Here is a 19690-nt window from a genome sequence, read left to right on the forward strand (position 1 = left end):
GGGGTGAAGCCCCGCGAGGGGTGCAGGGGACGTAGTCCCCGCCGGGGTCTGGGGCGGAGCCCCAGGGGGTGGGGTACCTTCCAGCGCACCGAGTCGGGTGGGTGGGTGGGCAAGGACGGGGGCCGGGGCGGAGCCCCGGGGCGGTCGCTCTCGGCCCACCGAGTCGGGTGGGTGGGTGGGCAAGGCAGCTCACGACGCGAACAACCGCACAGCCCAAGCGGCATGCGCCTCCGCCCCGATCTCCAACAACGGCGCAGCCCCCGCAGGCAACGCATCGACCCCGCCCTCGACCACTCCCCGCCCCGCCTCAACAGCCGCGTCCACCACCCGATCCACCTCCGGCGCCAGCCGAGCCAACACCCCCGTGGCATCGAACGGATCCAGACTCAGCAACCGCACGGCAGCCGTGGCCGCCCCGCTCACACTCTCGTACGCCGCGCAGTACGCCGCGTCGTCCGCCCCGAGCCCGGCCGCCCGCGCCACGACACCGAGCACCACCGGCTGATGCGCCCCCTTGGGAAACTCCCGCGCGAGCGCATCGAGCTCGCCGGACGGCCACGTCGCCCGCCCCGCCCGCGTCAACTGCCGCCCGAGCCGTCGCGCGGCGACCCGCAGCGCGACCGAGGGCGTCCGCGCATCGGCCGCCGCGTCCAACTCCCCGGGATCCACACCGAGCACGGCCGCCGCGGCCAGCGCACCGGCCACCAGCCCCACCGTGTGCAACCGCCCCCGGCAGAATTCCTCCAGGCTCGCCGCCCCGGTGATCCGCCCGGCCTTGACGGCCGCCTCCGCCCCGCCGGAGTGCGCATGCCCCCCGGCGGGAAACCGGCCGTCGGCCAGTACGAGTAGCGCTGCCCTGGACATCAGAACAGGAAGTAGCGCTGGGCCATGGGCAGTTCCGCGGCCGGAGTCGCCTCGACCAGCTCCCCGTCGATGTGCACGGCGAAGCTGTCGGGATCGACCCGCACCCGGGGCCGCGCGTCGTTCTCCCTCATGTCCGCCTTGGTCACCCCACGCGTGGAGTCGATGGCGACGAACCGCTTCCCCAGCTGCAACCGCTCCGGCAGCCCGTCCTCGACGGCGAGCGGCGCCACGAAGTTGACCGAGTTGGTGGCCGGCGCCCGCCCGATCGCCCCGTACATCGGACGCGGAAGGATCGGCTGCGGTGTCGGGATCGAGGCGTTCGCGTCGCCCATCTGCGCGTACGCGATCTGCCCGCCCTTGATGACGAGATGCGGCTTGACCCCGAAGAACGCGGGCTCCCACAGCACCAGATCGGCAAGTTTGCCGGTCTCCACCGAGCCGACCTCCCGGGCCAGGCCCTGCGCGAGTGCCGGGTTGATCGTGTACTTGGCGACGTACCGCCGTACCCGCCGGTTGTCCGCCCGCCCGTCACCGGGCAGCGCACCCCGCCGCCGCTTCATCACATGGGCCGTCTGCCAGGTCCGGATGATGACCTCGCCGACCCGCCCCATCGCCTGCGAGTCCGACGAGATGATCGAAATCGCGCCGAGGTCGTGGAGGATGTCCTCCGCGCCGATCGTCGACGGCCGGATCCGGGACTCCGCGAACGCCAGGTCCTCCGGCACCGCCGGGTTCAGGTGGTGGCACACCATCAGCATGTCGAGGTGTTCCTCGGCGGTGTTGACGGTGAACGGCCGCGTCGGGTTGGTCGAGCTCGGCAGCACGTGCGGCTCGGACACCACGGTCATGATGTCCGGCGCATGCCCGCCGCCCGCACCCTCGGTGTGGTACGCGTGGATACCGCGCCCGCCGATCGCGGCGAGCGTGTCACCCACGAACCCGGCCTCGTTCAGCGTGTCCGTATGGATCGCGACCTGGATCCCGGTCCGTTCGGCGACGGTGAGGGCGGCGTCGATGACGGCGGGCGTCGACCCCCAGTCCTCGTGCAGCTTGAGACCGAGCGCTCCCCCACGGATCTGCGACAGCATCGCCTCGTGCGAGACGGTGTTGCCCTTGCCGAGCAGACCGATGTTGAGCGGGTAGGCCTCCATCGACTCCAGCATCCGGGCCAGGTGCCAGGGCCCGGGGGTCACCGTCGTCGCCTTCGAACCCTCGGCCGGCCCGGTGCCGCCGCCGACCAGGGTGGTGATTCCCGCGGAGAGCGCCTCGTCGGCGATCTGCGGGCAGATGAAGTGGACGTGCGCGTCGATCGCACCCGCCGTCAGGATGCGGCCGTTGCCGGCGATCACCTCGGTCTCCGGGCCGATGACCAGATCGCGGTGCACCCCGTCCATCGTGTCCGGGTTGCCCGCCTTGCCGATCCCGGTGATACGGCCGTCGCGGATGCCGACGTCGGCCTTGACGATCCCCCAGTGGTCGACGACGACGGCACCGGTGATGACGGTGTCGGGGGTGCCCTCCGCACGGGTGGCACGCGACTGACCCATGGATTCGCGGATGACCTTGCCGCCGCCGAAGACCGCCTCGTCACCGGCGAGTCCGGGCCCGCCGCAGCGGTCCTCCTCGATCTCGATCAGCAGGTCGGTGTCGGCGAGCCGGATCCGGTCACCGGTGGTCGGCCCGAACAGGTCCGCATAGGCGGCGCGGGAGATCTCAGGCATCGAGGGCACCTCCGGTCTCCCCGCGCAGTCCGGGCACGACCCGGGCGCCGGCGAGCGGAACGAGTTCGACGTCGACGGGGATCCCGGGCTCGAAGCGCACGGCGGTGCCGGCGGCGACGTTCAGCCGCTTGCCGCGCGCCGCCCCGCGGTCGAACTCCAGGCCCGGGTTGGCCTCGGCGAAGTGGTAGTGGGAGCCGACCTGGACGGGCCGGTCGGCGGTGTTGAGGACGGTGAGGCGTGTGACCTCGCGGCCCTCGTTGCAGACGATCGGGTCCTCGGCGAAGAGGATCTCTCCGGGAATCGCTCCGGGAATCACGGCGGCCTCCCCCGTCAGACGATCGGGTCGTGGACGGTGACGAGTTTGGTGCCGTCCGGGAAGGTCGCCTCCACCTGGACGTCGTGGATCATCTCGGGCACACCCTCCATGACGTCGTCCCGGGTGAGCAGCTTGCGCCCCGAGGCCATCAGTTCGGCGACGGTGCGGCCGTCACGCGCGCCTTCGAGGATGTGCGACGTGATGAGCGCGATCGTCTCGGGGTGGTTGAGCCTCAGCCCACGGGCCCGGCGCTTCTCGGCGACGTCGGCCGCCACATGGATCAGCAGCCTCTCTTGCTCGTGCGGGGTCAGTTGCACGTCCCACCTCACAGTCCTCGCTCCGGACCGTGCGGGGTCCGGTTGCCGCGGCCACGGGGCAAAGGGCCTGGTGGCGTGGAGGGGCAGGCTAGTTGGACCGGATTTCGGGCACGTTAAACACACTGTGATCGTCACCCGGCCGAACGCGGGTCCCGCATGCTCATCAGCGCCCGCAGTCCTTCCGCCAGGGTCCCGGGCGGCAGGTCGCCGATGACGGCGAGCTGTGCGGCGTATCCCTGCGCGAGCGCGATCATCACCCGGGCCATGGCGTCGGCGTCGGCGTCCGCCGAAATCAGGCCGGCGCACTTGTAGCTCTCCACGACCCTCGCCCAGGCGGCGCGGACCTGGTCGTAGCCGGCCTGGACGATCTGCGCGAGCTCCGCGTTGCGCAGGATCTCGCCCCACACCTGGATCATCAGCCGCGGGAAGACCCACTCCCCGCTCTCCAGCAACCCCGGCCTGACCTCGCGCAGTTGCCGCAGGGCCCGGGGGACCAGCACGTCGGGCAGCGGCGGCGGGGTCTCCACGGCCGCCCCCTCGTAGGTCTCGCGCAGCACGTCGAGAACCTCTCCGACGATCGCGCCGATCAGCTCGTCCTTACTGCTGAAGTAGCGGTAGACGGCACCGGCGGAGAGATCGGTCTCCTTCAGTACGTCCTGCATGGACGTGGCGTGGAAACCGTTGCGGGCGAAGCAGAGGGCGGCGCCGTCGAGGATCTGACGGCGGCGGGCGTCCAGGTGCGCCTGAGATACGCGGGCCATGGTCCACAACTTAAAACGAACGTTCCTTCTTGACAAGCCACACCACCCGGTGGATGGTGAGGGCACCGTAGAACGAACAATCATTCTTTTTGGCGGGGGCGCGACAGGACCACCCCCGACCCGGCATCCGCACCATCCCTCCCCCCGACCCGAGGAGAAGCCATGTCCACCGCCTCCGCGACCCCCACCAGGGCACCCGCCCGGCGCCTGATCGCGGTGATCGTCCTCGTTCCCGCCCTGGCCGCGCTCGCCCTGTGGGCCTTCGCCTGGCCCGCCGCCAGGACCGCCCCGCGCGACCTGCCGCTCGGCGTGGCCGGCCCGGCGGCCGCGACGGCCCAGGTGGAGCAGCAACTGGCGGCGCACGACGGTGCGTTCGAGGTCCATCGCTACGCCGACGAGGCGGCCGCGCGCGGCGCGATCGAGGACCGGACCGTATACGGCGCGGTGGTCGTGACCGACCGGGGCCCCGAGCTCCTCACCGCCTCCGCCGCGAGCCCGGTCGTCGCCCAGTTCCTCCAGCAGGCGGTCGCCGGGCAGGCCTCGGCCACCGGTACGCCGATGAAGACCGTCGACGTCGTCGCCGCCTCCCCGAAGGACCCGCGCGGCGCGGCCCTGACCGCGAGTGTGCTGCCGCTGGCGCTGGCCGGCATAGCGGCGGGCGCGGTGGTGACCCTGCTCGGGCTGCGCGGCGTCCGCGCGGTGACCGCGCTGGTGGGGGCCGCCGCCCTGGTGGGCGTGGCCGCCGCCAGCATCGCGGACAGCTGGCTCGGGGTGATCACGGGCGACTGGTGGGCGGAGGCGGCGACGTTCGGGCTGTCGACGCTGGCCGTGAGCGGTGCCGTCGCCGGACTGGCCGCGCTCGTCGGCACCGCCGGGACCGGGATCGCCGCCGGCGTGGTGATGCTGTTCGGCAACCCGTTCTCCGGCGCCTCCTCGGCCCCGCAGATGCTTCCCGAGCCGGTCGGGACGATCGGTCAGTGGCTGCCGCCGGGCGCCGGGACGACGCTGCTGCGCTCGGTGTCGTACTTCGACGGCGCGGCGGCGACCGTCCCCGCCCTCACCCTGGGCTGGTGGGCGGCGCTGGGCCTGGGCGCGGTGCTGCTGGGCAGCGCGCTCAAGTCACGTGCCCGCAGCGGCGAACCGGTGCCCGAGCGTGAGCTCGCGCCCATCGGCTGACCGGCGCTCGCACAAGCGACCGTGCATCCCCGCCGTAGCGGACGGGGGTGCACGGTCATTTCGGTCGGCTCATCGCGGCCTTCGCCCCCTCCGTCACACCGACGACGGCCCGACACGGACCGACGACGGAGCGACGACGGACCGACGACGGACGAACCGGCCCCGATCACCGCACGGCCAGGGCCCGTCCAGCCGATCCCGGCGAAGACGGACCGGAGGTCCTATGCGCCGCCGGCCCCCCGGTGCTCCGCCGCGATGCCGAATCGCCGGCGGTCGTGGGCCGCGGGCGCGGGCGCGGACTCGTGGACGCCGGCGACCGAGGTGATCACCTGGTCCTCCGCGGACTCCTGGAGCTCCTCCAGCCGTTCGAGGTCGGCGGCGGAGACGAGGGCGACGAGAGGCTTTCCGTGCCGCGTCACGACGACGCGCTCACCGCCGTACACCACCCGGTTGATCAGGTCGGCGAGCTCAGCCCTGGCTTGCGTCACCGGAATCTCGTAGGCCATACCCCCAGCTTAAGGGGACCCCTCCGGCGGTCCGCAGGTTCTGCGTCGCGGTCGGACCCTTGCACCCGCACTCTGTACGTCCTGTACATTTTCTACAGAGAGCTCTGCCGGAGTCGGCTCTGCCGCGAGGAGGGGTACGCCATGTCCCGACCGTCCGCCCGTTATGTCCTGCCCGAGTTCACCGAGCGCACCAGCACGGGTCACCGCACGCTGGATCCGTACTCCAAGCTGCTTGAGGAGCGCATCATCTTCCTGGGCACGCCGATCGACGACACATCGGCGAACGACGTGATGGCGCAGTTCATGCACCTCGAACACCACAACCCGGACCGGGACATCTCGCTGTACGTGAACTCGCCCGGCGGCTCGTTCAGCGCGATGGCGGCGATCTACGACACGATGCGGTACGTCGGCTGCGACGTGGAGACGATCTGTCTGGGGCAGGCCGGCTCGTCCGCCGCGGTGCTGCTCGCCGCCGGCACACCGGGCAAGCGGTTCGCGCTGCCCGGCGCGCGTGTGCTGATCCGGCAGCCCTCGCTGCCCGAGCCCGTGCAGGGCCAACCGAGTGACCTCGTCATCCAGGCCGAGGAGTTGACCCGGACCCGGGACCTGCTCGAAGGAATGCTCGTTCGGCACACGGGACGCGGCCCCGAGCAGGTCCACGAGGACCTGGAGCGGGACCTGATCCTCGACGCGCCGGGCGCACTGGAATACGGGCTGGTGGACGGCATCATCCCCAGCCGCAAGGCCTCCCGCACCGCTCGGGACGCGGGGTGAGCCGGCGGATGCTGCCTCCGGAGTTGCCACCGCTGCCCGCCCTGACGCGGGCCGAGGGTGAGTTGATCGACCGTTACCTCGATGTGGTCGACCTGCTGGGCCGCATCAATCCGGCCCAACACTCGGACACCTACCGCGGACTGCGGGCCGCCCAGGCGCTGGTCCGTGCGGCGGCGGAGTTGCGCGACGCGCTGACCCTCATGCACCAGCGCGGCGAGGCGGAGTTGCACGCGGCCACGCTGGCGCGCGCACTGCGGGTGCTGGACGGCGAGCGCCGGACCGCGAGGGTCACCGTCCCACCCCCCGCCGTCGATTGACGCACTGCCGTCCGCGACGGAGTTGAAACGACCCAAAAGGCGTACCGCTGTTCGGAGTAGTCGCGGGTCCCTTTCCGAGGCCGTGGAGGTTGCGCAACACGCTTGCCCGGAGGGGACGGTGAGGTGCTTCCGCGCTGGTCCGGGGGTACCTGACCCCCTCGACCATGACTCGAACACAGCGATGTCCACCCGAACGGGTGAGTGGTGAGTAACACCACAAATCCCCGATTCCATTGGGATTTTCGGACACCTGTGAGTGAAGATCCCTGTCTGACGACAAGCCCCCGCCACAGCGGCGGGGCGGTCCGGGCGGACGCCGAGTCCTGCCGCCGCCCGGATGACCGGTCGACAGGAGTGGATCGGCAGGAGTGGAGGACCCAAGCAAGACGGGTCGCCGGAACGGATGTTCGTTCGTCTGTTTGTTCGTTCTGAGCAGCCCTTGGGGTGAAGCCGCGGCAACGCGGCCGGGCAACTTCGCCAGCCCGAATCCGACAGGTCATCCTTCACAGGCGGCTGACGAAGGGTTGCGCATGACTGCGCTCAATCGTGTCCCGTCGCTCATGGCCCGGGCCGGTACGGCCTCGGCCCTCACCATCGCCGCCGTGGGCGGCTCGATCGTGGTTCCGGGTGTCGCCGCCGACGCATCGGCCGCGACGATGGCGACGAAGGCACTCCAGGTCGCGGCTTCCAAGAAGGGGGCCCCCTACAAGTGGGGCGCCACCGGGCCGCGGAGGTTCGACTGCTCCGGGCTGACGCTGTACTCGTACAAGAAGGCGGGCAAGACCCTGCCTCGTACGGCCGCCCAGCAGTACAACAAGACCCACCACATCTCGGCCAAGAACCGCAAGGCCGGTGACCTCGTCTTCTTCCACTCGGGCTCCAGCGTGTACCACGTGGGGATCTACGCCGGGAAGGGGAAGATCTGGCACGCCCCGAAGACCGGGGACGTGGTGAAGCTGCAGAAGATCTGGACGAGGAGCGTCTGGTACGGTCGGGTCAGCTGACCCGCCCGAGGGGGTGGCGGGCCTTGTCGCACCGTCACCCCCTCGGGTCCGCTCCGGCCTGACCCGGTGTCACGCCAGGAGCGGTTCGAGGAGCAGGGCGGTACCGAGAACCGTCAGCGCCGCACCGGTCGCCGACCGGAGGGCCATGGCGGCCCGCGGCCGGCGCAGCCATCGGCCGAGCCGGTCCACCAGCAGGGCCACCGTGGGGAACCACACCAGGGTCAGCCCGATCACGATCAGCGCGAGCAGCAGGGTCCTGGGCAGCGCTGCGCTGCCCGCCGGTACGAACTGGGGCAGGAGGCTGAGAAAGGTCAGCGAGGCCTTGGGGTTGAGGGCGTTGGTCATGAACCCCTGACGCAGCGGGTGTGCGGCCGAGGGCGTGCCGCTGTCCGTGTCGCCGCCTTGCGGCTGCCGCAGCGACGACAGCGTCCGTCCGCCCAGATACAGCACATACGCGCCGCCGAGCAGTTGCAGGGCGCGGAACAGCGGGGGCACGGCGACCAGGACCGTGGCGACGCCCGCGGCCACCAGAACCGTGTGGACGAGCAGTCCGCCCGCGATGCCGAGGGCACAGGCGATGCCCGCCCGGCGGGAGACCAGTGCGTTGCGTACGACGACGGTGAAGTCGGCGCCGGGCATGGCGACCATGCCGGCGGCGATCCCGGTGAAGGCGATGAGCTGTCCGTCCATGGCCGCCAGCCTGCCGTGGAGGAGGCGGGGTCCATCACGCGTGCCGCCGAGCGGCTCGGCTACACGCCTCCCGCGCTCTCCCAGCAGTTGGCCAAGCTGGAGCGGGAGGCGGGGTCGGCGCTGCTGGTCAGGCACCACCGCGGGGCGCGGCTGACGGACGCGGGCGAGCTGCTGGTGGCCCGGGCCCGCCGGGTGCTGGACGAGTTGGAGCGGGCCCGGCACGAACTGGCCCTGCTGGCCGGTCTGTCGGGCGGCGCACTCCGGCTCGGTACGTTTCCGACGGCCGGGATCCATCTGCTGCCGCCTGTGCTGAGCGCGTTCCGCCGGGCGCATCCGGATGTGGAGCTGTCGGTGGCGGACTACGATCCGCCGGCCGGCGTGGCCGCGGTGGCGGCCGGGGCGGTGGACCTGGCGCTGACGCACGCGTATCACCCGGCGGAGCCGGTTACGGTGCCGTCCTCGGTGGGTCTGGAGCCGGTGCTGGTGGAGGAGTTGGTCCTGGTGACCGCCCCGGGGCACGCCCTGAGCAGTGGCTCCTCCCGGCTGCCGCTGTCGGGGCTTGCGGGGCAGCCGCTGGTCAGCATGGCTCCGCAACTGCCCGCCCGGCAGGGCGTGGAGGCGCTCCTGGCGCAGGCGGGGGCCACTCCGTCCGTGCTGGTGCCGACCCCCGGCTACGCCGTGGTGTGCGCGCTGGTGAGTGCCGGGCTCGGCGTGGCCGTCGTACCGGAGATGGTGGCGCGGACGGCGGTCACTCCGGTCGGGGTGCGTCCGGTGGGTGCGGGAGAACTGCGTCGTACGATCTCGGTCGCGTACCGGGCCGAGGAGCGGGCTCCGGCCGCCGACGCCTTCCGGGCCCTGCTGCGCGGGGCGTTCGGGCGTGCGCATCGGGTTCCGGGGGCCTGAGTGTCACGGCTCCTGCTGTCCGGCCGCCGTGACCGGCTGGACGGGTACCGTCCAGGGAAGTTCGATGGAGACGGTCTTGCCGCCCTCGCGGGTGGGCCGGACCCGTAGCTTGCCGCCGCATTCGGCGGTGAGCCAGCGGATGATCACCATGCCGCGGCCGTTGTCCTGCTGGACGGCGGCGGGGAGTCTCTTCGGGAAGCGTGGATGGCTGTCGGTGACGCCGATACGCAGGTTTTCGTCACGGTCGAGCACGAGGTCGACCGTGAAGGTGGGTGACTGACCGAAGGTGTGCTGTACAGCGTTGGTGGCGAGTTCGGAGACGATGAGCCGGACCGTGTCGGCCACTTCCGTGTCCGGTGGCAGACCCCATTCCGCCAGAGTGGCCAGCACATAGGAACGGGCCGCGGCGACCGAGGCGGGATCGCTCGGCAGAGTGACGGATGCTTCCAGATGGTCTGCCATGACGACGTCGTCCCTTTCCCACGGGACCGCAGTCCGGCACGGAGCCGGATGGTTCGAGTACGGTCCCGGACTGGTGCTTCGTCGTCAGACTGCCATTGCGGCACGTGTCACGGGGGCGATCCACCAAGATATGCATATATCTGTCGCTCGAAGCGGTGAACTCTGCGACGGCAGACCGTATTTGGGCGGCTCGAAGGGAGTAGGGAGTAGCCCATGCAGAACGGTCCCGCGGTGCGCCGCCGGAAACTGGGCGCCGAGCTGCGCGCACTGCGCACCGGGGCGAGCCTCACGAGCGGTGAGGCGGCTCGGCTGGTGGGCTGGCACCAGTCGAAGGTGAGCCGCATCGAGACGGGCGCCAGTGGGGTGAAACCGGCCGATGTGCGGTTACTCCTCGACGCGTACGGCGTGGTGGACGGTCAGCTGCGCGAGCTGCTGATGGTGCTGGCCGGCTCGGACGACGTCGGCGGCCGGCACCACTGGTGGCACGCGTACCGCGGGGTGCTGCCGCCCGCCTACCGGGACTTCATCAGCCTGGAGTCGCAGGCGCGCGGGATGCGCACGCTGGAGACGTCGGTGGTCCCGGGGCTGCTGCAGACGCCGGAGTACGCCCGCGCGGTGACCCAGGCGGCCGTGAGCGGCTTCGACGACGCCGAGGAGCGGCTGGACGCGCTGGTCAAGGTGCGGCTGGCCCGGCAGGACGTGCTGCGGTCACAGCCGCCGCTGGAGCTGCGTGCCGTCCTGGACGAGGCGGTGCTGCGGCGGGAGGTGGGCGGCCCGGACGTCATGGCACGGCAGCTGGAACGGCTGGTGGAGGCCGCGCGCCTGCCCCAGGTGAGGCTTCAGGTGCTGCCGTTCGCGGCCGGTGCTCACATCGGCATCACAGGCCCTTTCGTTATCTTCTCATTTCCGAGCACATCTGATCTGGATGTGGTTGTTCTCGACCACTTGACGAGTAGCCTCTATCTCGAACGGAAAGAAGACCTCCAGGCCTACTCCGAGGCCTTCAACACCCTTCGGATCCACGCCCTTTCGCCCGAGGAATCGTTGGATTACATCGCCGGGATAGCTGACGGCGCGTAAGGAGGAGGCACCATGTCTGCACTGCCTCGGAACGTACCTTCCAGTACCGATCTGCACGACGTGCGATGGCTGCGCAGCAGCTACAGCACGGGAGCGAACAACTGCGTGGAGACGGCACGGCCGCGCTCCGGTCCGCTGACCGGACTGCTCGCCGTGCGCGACTCCAAGGCACCGGCCGGACCCGCGCTGCTCCTCTCCCCCGAGAGCTGGGCGGGGTTCCTGGCCGCGTTCCGCTGATCCCCGTACGACCCGATCCGGCCGATCGCTATTGATCGGTTCAGCCCAGGCGACGCACGGCCGTGTCACGCCGACTCATGGTCGCGCCTCGCCGATCACACGTACAGCGCGTTCGATCTCGGCCTCGGAGAGGTCCGCGCGGGCGGTCAGCCTGAGCCGTGAGATGCCGTCGGGCACGGAAGGAGGACGGAAACAGCCCACGGCCAGGCCTGCCGTACGGCAGTCGGCCGCCCAGCGCACCGCCGCCTCGGGCGACGGCGCCCGCACGGAGACGACCGCGGCGTCCGGGCGCACCGCCTCCAGACCCATGGCGGTCAGGCGTGCGTGCAGTTCGGCGGCCACCTCGCGGGCCCGCTCGGCCCGCGCCGGCTCGCGGCGCAGCAGCCGCAGCGCGGCCAGGGCCGCGCCGGCCGCGGCGGGGGCCAGGCCCGTGTCGAAGATGAACGTCCGTGCCGCGTTGACCAGGTGGTCGATCACCCGGGCGGGGCCGAGCACGGCACCGCCCTGGCTGCCCAGCGACTTGGACAGGGTGACGGTCACGACCACGTCCTCGGCGCCCGCGAGTCCGGCCGCGTGCGCGGTGCCCCGCCCGCCGTCGCCCAGGACGCCCAGCCCATGCGCGTCGTCGACGACCAGCCCGGCGCCGTGTTCCCGGCTCGCCCGCGCGAGCGCGGCCAGCGGCGCGGCGTCGCCGTCGACCGAGAACACCGTGTCGGAGACGACGATCGCCGGTCCCTCGTGCAGGCCGAGCGCCTTGCGCACCGCGTCCGGGTCGGCGTGCCCCACGACCTGCGTGGCGCCGCGGGCGAGCCGGCAGCCGTCGATCAGGGAGGCGTGGTTGCCCGCGTCGGAGACGATCAGGGAGCCGTGTGGGCCCAGTGCCGTGACGGCGGCGAGGTTGGCGGCGTAACCGGAGGAGAAGACCAGGGCCGCCTCGAAGCCGCAGAACCCGGCCAGCTCGCGCTCCAGCTCGGTGTGCAGTTCGGTCGTGCCGGTGACCAGCCGGGACCCGGTGGCACCGCCGCCCCAGGTGCGCGCGGCGGCCGCGGCCGCCTCGGTGACCTCGGGGTGGTGGGCCAGCCCCAGGTAGTCGTTGCTGGCCAGATCCAACAGGGGCGAGTCGGCGTGGCGGGGGCGCAGCGTCCGTACGAGTCCGGCGCGGCGGCGCTGCTCCGCCTGGTCGTCGATCCAGCCGAACGCCATGGGTCCTCCGGGGCTTTTGTAGGTAGCGGACAGACACTAGCCGGACGCCCAGCCGCCCAGGGTGTGGCAATACCCACACGGTGATCGGTCTCCGTTGTACAAACTCTCCTTGGCCCGGGGCGGTCCCGTAGGACAGGATCGGACCTTATGGACCTGCTGAACACGCTGGTGGACAAGGGGCTTCGGCGCGAGCTGCCGACCCGCGACGAAGCACTCGCCGTGCTCGCCACCTCCGACGACGACCTGCTCGATGTGGTGGCCGCGGCCGGCAAGGTGCGCCGGCACTGGTTCGGCCGGCGCGTAAAACTTAACTATCTGGTCAACCTCAAGTCCGGCTTGTGCCCGGAGGACTGCTCCTACTGCTCGCAGCGGCTCGGCTCCACCGCGGGCATCCTGAAGTACACCTGGCTCAAGCCCGACGAGGCCTCCCAGGCCGCCGCGGCGGGCCTGGCCGGGGGTGCCAAGCGGGTGTGTCTGGTGGCCAGCGGACGCGGCCCGACGGACCGGGACGTGGACCGGGTGTCGGACACCATCAAGGCGATCAAGGAGCAGAACGAGGGCGTCGAGGTGTGCGCCTGTCTCGGTCTGCTCTCCGACGGCCAGGCCGAGCGGCTGCGCGACGCGGGCGCGGACGCGTACAACCACAACCTCAACACGTCCGAGGGAACATACGCGGACATCACGACCACGCACACGTACGCCGACCGGGTGGACACGGTGCAGAAGGCGCACTCGGCCGGTCTGTCCGCGTGCTCCGGTCTGATCGCGGGCATGGGCGAGAGCGACGAGGACCTGGTGGACGTGGTCTTCTCGCTGCGCGAGCTCGACCCGGACTCGGTGCCGGTGAACTTCCTGATCCCGTTCGAGGGGACCCCGCTCGGCAAGGAGTGGAACCTCACCCCGCAGCGGTGTCTGCGCATCCTGGCGATGGTCCGGTTCGTCTGCCCGGACGTCGAGGTGCGGATCGCGGGCGGCCGCGAGGTGCATCTGCGCACCATGCAGCCCCTCGCGCTGAACCTGGCCAACTCGATCTTCCTCGGTGACTACCTCACCAGCGAGGGCCAGGCGGGCAAGGCGGACCTGGAGATGATCGCGGACGCCGGGTTCGAGGTGGAGGGCGCCGACCAGGTGACGCTTCCGGAGCACCGCGCGAGTGCCGCGGGCGGCTGCGGGTCGCACGCCGAGGCGGGTTGCGGGTCGCACGAGGGCGGCGGCTGCGGGTCGCACGAGGCCGCCGGCTGCGGCTCCCACGAGGGCGGCGGGGTCTGCGGTTCCGTCGCCGCCGCGCCGGCGGAGGCCACCGCGCGGGCGAACGAGCCGCGCACCGATCTGGTCGCCGTGCGCCGCCGGGGCGCCGGAACGGATCTTGCGCCCAATGCCTGACCTGAGCGTGCCCGAGCTGCTGGAGCTCGACCGGCGGCACGTGTGGCACCCGTACGGCCCGATGCCCGGGCGCGTCGAACCGCTCGTCGTGGAGTCGGCGAGCGGGGTGCGGCTGAGGCTCGCGGACGGCTCGGGCGAACTCGTCGACGGCATGTCGTCCTGGTGGTCGGCGATCCACGGCTACGCCCACCCGGTGCTCGACGAGGCGGCGCGGGGGCAGCTCGGGCGGATGAGCCATGTGATGTTCGGCGGGCTCACGCACGAGCCCGCCGTCCGGCTCGCGAAGCTCCTTGTCGACATGTCGCCGGATGGACTTGAGCATGTCTTCCTGGCCGACTCCGGCTCGGTGTCGGTCGAGGTCGCGGTCAAGATGTGCCTGCAGTACTGGCGTTCGCTGGGCCGTCCGGAGAAGCGGCGCCTGCTGACCTGGCGGGGCGGCTACCACGGGGACACCTGGCAGCCGATGGCCGTGTGCGATCCCGACGGCGGCATGCACCAGCTGTGGTCCGGCATCCTGCCGCGCCAGGTGTTCACGGACGCGCCGCCCGCCGAGTACGAGGAGGCGTACGCCGAGCAGTTGCGCGCGGCGATCGAGCGGCACGCCGGGGAACTGGCCGCCGTGATCGTCGAGCCGGTGGTGCAGGGCGCGGGCGGGATGCGCTTCCACTCCCCCGCCTATCTGCGGGTGCTGCGCGAGGCGTGCGACGCGCACGACGTGCTGCTGGTGTTCGACGAGATCGCGACGGGGTTCGGGCGCACGGGCGCGCTGTTCGCGGCGGACCACGCGGCCGTGACGCCGGACGTGATGTGCGTGGGCAAGGCGCTGACCGGCGGCTATCTGACCATGGCGGCCACCCTGTGCACTTCGCGGGTGGCCGACGGCATCTCGCAGGGCGAGGTGCCGGTGCTGGCCCACGGTCCGACGTTCATGGGCAATCCGCTGGCGGCGGCCGTGGCCTGTGCCTCGATCGGGCTGCTGCTCGGCCAGGACTGGCAGGCCGAGGTCGAGCGGATCGAGACCGGCCTGCGGGACGGGCTCGCCGCGGCCGCCGACCTGCCCGGGGTGAAGGACGTCCGGGTGCTGGGCGCGATCGGGGTCGTACAGCTCGACCACGAGGTGGACATGGCGGCGGCCACCCGGGCCGCCGTGCGGGAGGGCGTGTGGCTGCGGCCGTTCCGCGATCTGATCTACACGATGCCGCCCTATGTGACGGGTGACGCGGACCTCGCTCGGATCACGCGCGCGGTGTGCGCGGCGGCGCGGGAGGGGTGAGATGCCGGTACTGGTGATCACGGGCACGGGCACGGAGGTCGGCAAGACGGTCACGACCGCCGCGGTGGCCGCGGCAGCGCTCGCGGCCGGCCGGTCGGTTGCCGTGCTGAAGGCCGCGCAGACCGGGGTACGGCCGGACGAGCGCGGGGACGCCGACGAGGTCGCGCGTCTCGCGGGCGCGGTGACGGCGACCGAACTGGCCCGCTACCCGGACCCGTTGGCGCCCGGCACGGCAGCGCGGCGGGCGGGTCTCGCACCCGTGCACCCGCACGAGGTGGCCGAGGCGGCCGCCAAGCTGGCCACCGACCACGACCTCGTACTGGTCGAGGGGGCGGGCGGGCTGCTCGTACGGTTCGACGCGGCGGGCGGGACGCTGGCGGACGCGGCGCGGCTGCTGAGCGCGCCCGTGCTGGTCGTCGTCGGCGCCGGGCTCGGCACCCTGAACAGCACCGAGCTGACGGCGCGTGAGCTGCGGTTCCGGGAGATCGGGCTGCTCGGCGTGGTGATCGGCAGCTGGCCCGACGAACCCGACCTCGCCTCGCGCTGCAACCTCGCGGACCTGCCGGAGGTGGCGGCCGCCCCGCTGCTGGGCGCGCTGCCCGCCGGGGCCGGGGCACTGTCACCCGCCGACTTCCGCAGCGCGGCTCCGGGCTGGCTGTCTCCTCGCCTGGACGGCAGCTGGGACGCGGAGGCGTTCCGGGTACGAGAGGCACCGTAAGCAGGCTGGGCGCGGGGTCGTCGCTCCGCGCCCGCGCTCCGGAGCGCGTGAGCCGCTGAGCGCGAGGCGGTCGCTCCTGCCCGGGCCACTTCGCGCCCGGGCTCCGGAGCTCTTCAGTCGTCGCCCCGCGCAAGCAGCCGCACCAGCTCGATCCGTGACCGGATACCCAACCGGGCGAAGACGCCGCGCAGATGGTGGTCGATCGTGCGGGGACTGAGCGCGAGGCGGTCGGCGATCTCGCGGTTGGTGGCACCCTCCGCGGCCATCCGGGCGACCATCAACTGCTGGGCGGTGAGCACGGCGGCCGGATCCGTGGCGGCGGGCGCCGGCACCGGGGTGCCCAGGGCGCGGAGTTCGGCGCGGGCCTGCGTGGCGCAGTGCGGGGCGCCGAAGGACTCGAAGGCTTCCAGGGCGCTGTGCAGCCGGTCGCGTGCCTCGGTGCGGTGGCGCAGTCGGCGCAGGGTGCCCGCGAACAGCAGTTCCGTGCGGGCCCGTTCGAAGTCGCGGGTGCCGCGGGCATGCAGATCAAGGGCCGTGCGGTAGTGCTCCACGGCCTCGGCGCCGGGCGCGAGCAGGGCCTGGCAGCGGGCGCCGAGCGCCAGCTCGTCGGGACTGCGGACGGCGCTCGCCCAGCGCTGGTAGTCGGCGTGGGCGGCGCGCGCGACCCGGGTGTCCCCGGTGCGTGCGGCGGCCTCGACGTAGTGCGGGGTGGCCAGGTGCCGGATGGCACGGTGACCGTGGCCGGGACCGAATCCGGCGAGGGCGCGCAGCCGGGCCGCGGCGGCGGGGTACCGGCCGCTGCCGAGGTCCAGGAAGGCGAGCGCCCACTGGGCCAGCGCGGCGGGCAGGCCCAGACCGCGGGAGAGGGCGTGCGCGCGGGCGTCCGCGGCGCGCTCCCGGCAGGCGTCCTCGTCCCCGGTGACCGCCGCGAACATGGCGAGGGCGGCCCGCAGATGGCAGGCCCCGTTGTCCTGCCCGGTGGCGTACGCCTGGGCCAGCGCGTCCTGTGCGGCGGCCTCGGCGGCGCGGGTCCGTCCGGTCCAGAAGTCGGCGTAGGCACGGAACTCCATGGCCTGTACCGCGGTGACGGGGGTGCCCCGCGCCCGGGCGGAGGCGGCGGCCCGGAGGGTGGCGGTGGCGGCGCGGGTGTGGTCGCCGAGCATCAGGGCGGCGATTCCGGAGTGGATCAGCAGGGTGGGGTCGCCGCCGGGCCCGCACCGGCCCGCTGCCGCTTTCAGTACGGCACGGGCGTCCTCGTAGCGGCCCTCGACGGCTGCGCAGAGCCCGGCGAGGGCGCCGGGCGGTGCGACTCCCAGCCAGTGGGCGGCGACGAACGCCTCACGGCATCTCCTCAGGTCCCCGGTGTAGACGGCGGCCTCGGTGGCCAGTGCCAGCAGTTCGGTGACGTCCTCGGCCCGCGGCCGGCGGACCGCGGCCGCGAGCAGGGCGTCGAAGGCCTCCGGGGCGTTTCCCGCCCGGAGGGCGAGGATGCCGCTCAGCGCGGGGTCGTCCGTGCGGGCGGCGAGCCGGCGCGCCCGGTCGGCGTCTCCCGACGACCAGGCGTCGGCCGCGGCCCTGGCCACCAGCCGGTCCTGCTCGGCCGGTGCGGGGCAGAGGACGGCCGCGCGTTCGGTGAGCGCACCGGCCAGGGCGAGCCGTCCGGCGGCCCGGGAGTGTTCCGCGGCCGTGCGCAGTTCCGCAGCGAGCCGTCCGCTGGGCCCGAGCGACCCCGCTCCGCGGTGCCAGGACCGGTGGGACGTCTCCCCCGCGCCGCTCAGCACCCGGGCCAGCAGCCGGTGGGCGTCACGCCGGTCCGCCGGGGACGCGGTCTCGTAGGCCGCGATCCGCGTCCAGGCGTCCCGGAAGGCCACCCCGCCGACCGTGGCGTGCGCGACGCCGGCGGACTCGGCGGCCTCCAGCGGGCGGAGGTCGAGACGGCCGGCCGCGACCGCGCGCGGGAACGCGTGCGTGGCGAGGGGGTACTGGTCCGCGGCGGCGAGGAGCAACAGCAGCCGGGTCGCGTCCGGCAGCGCGCGGATCTCGCCCCGGTGGGCGCGCAGCAACTCGGGGGCGACGTCGGCGGGTTCGGTGGGCAGCGGGTCGAGGCCCGCGGTCTGCCGTTCGGTCAGCCGGGCGGCGAGTTCGGCGGCGGCGTGCGGATCGCCGTGCGCGACCCGCAGGACCCGGGCGCGGACGCCTTCGGGGAGCGCGGGATCCAGGCGTCGCCCCGCGTCGGTGAGCTGCGGTGGCGAAGTGCGGTCAAGAGGTGGGGGATTCACCGGCGTCACCACGCAATTGACGTTACTGGCGAGTTAGTTGACTCGTAAAGACTGGCGACTTCACCGATGCGGCGCGCGTAGACCCGTCCCGACACTCCTGAACAACCCCACCCGTTTCAGGAGGCATCCATGCAACGCCACAAGCGTCGCATCGCCACGGTATTGTCGGCGATGACCGCATCGCTCCTTGTGTCGCTCCCCCTCACCGCGGCCCCGGCGCACGCGGCGAGCCACGATCCGATCGTGTTCGTGCACGGGATCAGCAGTTCGTCGAGCAGTTGGAACGACTGGGTCGCGGACTTCGAGGCCGACGGCTACGCGTCCTCGGAGCTGTTCGCGTGGTCCTACGACTGGTCCCAGTCGAACGCCACCACGGCCTCGCAGCTGGCCACCGAGGTCAAGAACGTGCTCACGAGGACCGGCGCCTCGAAGGTCGACCTGGTCGTCCACTCCATGGGCGCGCTCAGCGGCCGGTACTACCTCAAGAACCTCGGCGGGACGTGGTACGTCGACGACTTCGTGTCGGTCGCCGGGGTGAACCACGGCACCGACATCGCCTCCCTGTGCGGGTGGCTGTACACGTCCTGCAAGGAGATGCAGACCGGCAGTTCGTTCCTGACCGCGCTGAACTCCGGTGACGAGACCCCGGGCAGTCCGTCGTACGCGGCCTACTGGTCGCACTGCGACGAGGCGATCAACCCGGACTCCTCGGCGCAGCTGAGCGGGGCGGTCAACGTCGACGTCGGCTGCGTCTCGCACACCGACACCAACAACGACCACGGCATATACGAACAGGTGCGCGACTTCATCGCGTGAGCCCGTGGCGGGGGGTGTGACGGGCCCGCACGGGGGACAATCCCCCTACGACCTGGCCGTCCTGTCTGGGAGGTTGCCATGGGGATTCGGCCCGCGGACTCCGGCAAGTTGGCGCGGGATCCCGTCCACCACCCGCTGTTCGCCCGCTGCTACGCCCGCGTCAGTACACGCGCCGAGACCAGACTCGGCATGGCCCGGGTGCGCGAGGGGCTGCTGGCCGGACTGTCCGGGCGCGTGATCGAGATCGGCGCGGGCAACGGACTGAACTTCGCGCACTACCCGGGCACGGTCTCCGAGGTGGTCGCGATCGAACCGGAGCGCCTGCTGCGGCAGTTGGCCGTGCAGGCAGCCCGGCGCTGCGAGGTGCCGGTGGACGTGGTGCCGGGTGCGGCGGAGGCGCTCCCGGTGAAGAGCGAGGCCTACGACGCGGCCGTGCTGTCCCTGGTGCTGTGCAGCGTCCGTGACGTACCGCGCGCTCTTGGGGAGCTGCGGCGCGTGCTGCGGCCCGGCGGCGAGGTGCGGTTCTTCGAGCACGGCCGGGGCGGCGGCCGGGCGATGACCTTCACCCAGCGCGCCCTGGACCGCACGCTGTGGCCCGCGCTGAGCGGTGGCTGCCACCTGTCCCGGGAACCGGTCGCCGCGCTGCGCGAGGCCGGGTTCGAACTCGGCCCGTACCAGCAGGTGCTGATGCCGGAGAAGGGGCCGAGGCTGCCCGCCTCGTACTGCGTACTGGGCTCGGCACGACGCCCCGGCCACGCCGACGAAGCCGCCGATCGCGCGCCGGGCGCGGCGGAGAGCTGATCCAGCGGGGTGAAGGCTGCCCCTTACACGGGTATCAGGGACCCTTCCTGGGGCGGAGACCGCCTCGGCCACAGGGGGGATACCGG

Annotated in this window: 22 protein-coding genes and 1 riboswitch; of the genes, 12 read left to right on the forward strand and 10 right to left on the reverse strand. The window is 72.4% G+C overall.

Annotated elements, in window-relative coordinates:
- Positions 1 to 189: 189 nt before the first annotated feature.
- The 5 genes from AB0I54_RS32885 to AB0I54_RS32905 all read right to left on the reverse strand — a co-directional run bounded on the left by AB0I54_RS32885 (position 190) and on the right by AB0I54_RS32905 (position 3979).
- Complete coding sequence (locus AB0I54_RS32885) at positions 190 to 864, reverse strand: urease accessory UreF family protein (protein WP_363299877.1); 675 nt, start codon at positions 862 to 864, stop codon at positions 190 to 192.
- Positions 864 to 2585, reverse strand: a complete 1722-nt coding sequence (locus AB0I54_RS32890; RefSeq protein ID WP_363299878.1) for an urease subunit alpha — start codon at positions 2583 to 2585, stop codon at positions 864 to 866. The genes AB0I54_RS32885 and AB0I54_RS32890 overlap by 1 nt, the downstream gene beginning before the upstream one ends.
- Positions 2578 to 2898, reverse strand: coding sequence for an urease subunit beta (locus AB0I54_RS32895; RefSeq protein WP_363300038.1), 321 nt, complete (start codon positions 2896 to 2898; stop codon positions 2578 to 2580). Before AB0I54_RS32895 ends, AB0I54_RS32890 begins: the two co-directional genes overlap by 8 nt.
- A gap of 17 nt (positions 2899 to 2915) precedes the next feature.
- Positions 2916 to 3218 (reverse strand): urease subunit gamma, encoded by a 303-nt coding sequence (locus AB0I54_RS32900; RefSeq protein ID WP_363299879.1) that lies wholly within the window; start codon positions 3216 to 3218, stop codon positions 2916 to 2918.
- Between the two features lie 131 nt (positions 3219 to 3349).
- Positions 3350 to 3979 (reverse strand): helix-turn-helix domain-containing protein, encoded by a 630-nt coding sequence (locus AB0I54_RS32905; RefSeq protein ID WP_363299881.1) that lies wholly within the window; start codon positions 3977 to 3979, stop codon positions 3350 to 3352.
- Between the two features lie 162 nt (positions 3980 to 4141).
- Between AB0I54_RS32905 and AB0I54_RS32910 the strand changes: the two genes are divergently transcribed.
- A complete protein-coding gene (locus tag AB0I54_RS32910; RefSeq protein WP_363299883.1) occupies positions 4142 to 5155 on the forward strand; it encodes an ABC transporter permease in 1014 nt (337 codons plus the stop codon).
- 221 nt (positions 5156 to 5376) lie between these two features.
- Here AB0I54_RS32910 and AB0I54_RS32915 read toward each other — a convergent pair whose 3' ends face one another.
- Complete coding sequence (locus tag AB0I54_RS32915; RefSeq protein ID WP_363299884.1) at positions 5377 to 5661, reverse strand: type II toxin-antitoxin system Phd/YefM family antitoxin; 285 nt, start codon at positions 5659 to 5661, stop codon at positions 5377 to 5379.
- Positions 5662 to 5802: 141 nt separating this feature from the next.
- Between AB0I54_RS32915 and AB0I54_RS32920 the strand changes: the two genes are divergently transcribed.
- The 3 genes from AB0I54_RS32920 to AB0I54_RS32930 all read left to right on the forward strand — a co-directional run bounded on the left by AB0I54_RS32920 (position 5803) and on the right by AB0I54_RS32930 (position 7759).
- Complete coding sequence (locus tag AB0I54_RS32920; RefSeq protein ID WP_363299886.1) at positions 5803 to 6438, forward strand: ATP-dependent Clp protease proteolytic subunit; 636 nt, start codon at positions 5803 to 5805, stop codon at positions 6436 to 6438.
- A gap of 8 nt (positions 6439 to 6446) precedes the next feature.
- Entirely contained in the window at positions 6447 to 6755 is a 309-nt protein-coding gene (locus AB0I54_RS32925; protein WP_363299887.1) for a hypothetical protein, read from the forward strand.
- 304 nt (positions 6756 to 7059) lie between these two features.
- Positions 7060 to 7282, forward strand: a riboswitch (cyclic di-AMP (ydaO/yuaA leader).
- Between the two features lie 3 nt (positions 7283 to 7285).
- The gene (locus AB0I54_RS32930) at positions 7286 to 7759 is read left to right on the forward strand and encodes a C40 family peptidase (protein ID WP_363299888.1); all 474 of its coding nucleotides are present in this window, start codon (positions 7286 to 7288) and stop codon (positions 7757 to 7759) included.
- A 69-nt stretch (positions 7760 to 7828) separates the two neighbouring features.
- On the opposite strand, the gene AB0I54_RS32935 is transcribed toward AB0I54_RS32930, so the two are convergent.
- Entirely contained in the window at positions 7829 to 8449 is a 621-nt protein-coding gene (locus AB0I54_RS32935; protein WP_363299889.1) for a LysE family translocator, read from the reverse strand.
- Between the two features lie 15 nt (positions 8450 to 8464).
- Here AB0I54_RS32935 and AB0I54_RS32940 point away from each other — a divergent pair, with 15 nt between their 5' ends.
- Complete coding sequence (locus AB0I54_RS32940; protein ID WP_363299890.1) at positions 8465 to 9352, forward strand: LysR family transcriptional regulator; 888 nt, start codon at positions 8465 to 8467, stop codon at positions 9350 to 9352.
- Between the two features lie 3 nt (positions 9353 to 9355).
- On the opposite strand, the gene AB0I54_RS32945 is transcribed toward AB0I54_RS32940, so the two are convergent.
- On the reverse strand, positions 9356 to 9814 hold the full coding sequence (locus tag AB0I54_RS32945; protein ID WP_363299891.1) for an ATP-binding protein: 459 nt from the start codon (positions 9812 to 9814) through the stop codon (positions 9356 to 9358).
- A gap of 213 nt (positions 9815 to 10027) precedes the next feature.
- Here AB0I54_RS32945 and AB0I54_RS32950 point away from each other — a divergent pair, with 213 nt between their 5' ends.
- Complete coding sequence (locus tag AB0I54_RS32950; protein ID WP_363299893.1) at positions 10028 to 10894, forward strand: helix-turn-helix transcriptional regulator; 867 nt, start codon at positions 10028 to 10030, stop codon at positions 10892 to 10894.
- Positions 10895 to 10906: 12 nt separating this feature from the next.
- Entirely contained in the window at positions 10907 to 11131 is a 225-nt protein-coding gene (locus tag AB0I54_RS32955; RefSeq protein ID WP_363299894.1) for a DUF397 domain-containing protein, read from the forward strand.
- Positions 11132 to 11206: 75 nt separating this feature from the next.
- On the opposite strand, the gene AB0I54_RS32960 is transcribed toward AB0I54_RS32955, so the two are convergent.
- Positions 11207 to 12334 carry an 8-amino-7-oxononanoate synthase gene (locus AB0I54_RS32960; protein WP_363299895.1) on the reverse strand — a complete coding sequence of 376 codons (1128 nt, stop codon included), beginning with the start codon at positions 12332 to 12334 and terminating at the stop codon, positions 11207 to 11209.
- A 147-nt stretch (positions 12335 to 12481) separates the two neighbouring features.
- Between AB0I54_RS32960 and bioB the strand changes: the two genes are divergently transcribed.
- The 3 genes from bioB to bioD are packed head-to-tail and all read left to right on the forward strand — an operon-like array spanning position 12482 to position 15708.
- Positions 12482 to 13717 (forward strand): biotin synthase BioB, encoded by a 1236-nt coding sequence (gene bioB, locus AB0I54_RS32965; protein ID WP_363299897.1) that lies wholly within the window; start codon positions 12482 to 12484, stop codon positions 13715 to 13717.
- Entirely contained in the window at positions 13710 to 14990 is a 1281-nt protein-coding gene (locus AB0I54_RS32970) for an adenosylmethionine--8-amino-7-oxononanoate transaminase (RefSeq protein WP_363299898.1), read from the forward strand. Before bioB ends, AB0I54_RS32970 begins: the two co-directional genes overlap by 8 nt.
- A gap of 1 nt (position 14991) precedes the next feature.
- Positions 14992 to 15708, forward strand: coding sequence for a dethiobiotin synthase (bioD, locus tag AB0I54_RS32975; protein WP_363299899.1), 717 nt, complete (start codon positions 14992 to 14994; stop codon positions 15706 to 15708).
- 113 nt (positions 15709 to 15821) lie between these two features.
- Here the strand turns inward: bioD and AB0I54_RS32980 are convergent, their stop codons facing one another.
- The gene (locus AB0I54_RS32980; protein ID WP_363299900.1) at positions 15822 to 17999 is read right to left on the reverse strand and encodes a helix-turn-helix transcriptional regulator; all 2178 of its coding nucleotides are present in this window, start codon (positions 17997 to 17999) and stop codon (positions 15822 to 15824) included.
- 117 nt (positions 18000 to 18116) lie between these two features.
- Here AB0I54_RS32980 and AB0I54_RS32985 point away from each other — a divergent pair, with 117 nt between their 5' ends.
- Together AB0I54_RS32985 and AB0I54_RS32990 are read left to right on the forward strand one after the other, a co-directional pair.
- The gene (locus AB0I54_RS32985; protein WP_363299901.1) at positions 18117 to 18803 is read left to right on the forward strand and encodes an alpha/beta fold hydrolase; all 687 of its coding nucleotides are present in this window, start codon (positions 18117 to 18119) and stop codon (positions 18801 to 18803) included.
- 78 nt (positions 18804 to 18881) lie between these two features.
- On the forward strand, positions 18882 to 19604 hold the full coding sequence (locus AB0I54_RS32990) for a class I SAM-dependent methyltransferase (protein ID WP_363299902.1): 723 nt from the start codon (positions 18882 to 18884) through the stop codon (positions 19602 to 19604).
- Positions 19605 to 19690 lie beyond the last annotated feature (86 nt).

Source organism: Streptomyces sp. NPDC050625, assembly GCF_040654755.1.
Lineage (GTDB): Bacteria > Actinomycetota > Actinomycetes > Streptomycetales > Streptomycetaceae > Streptomyces.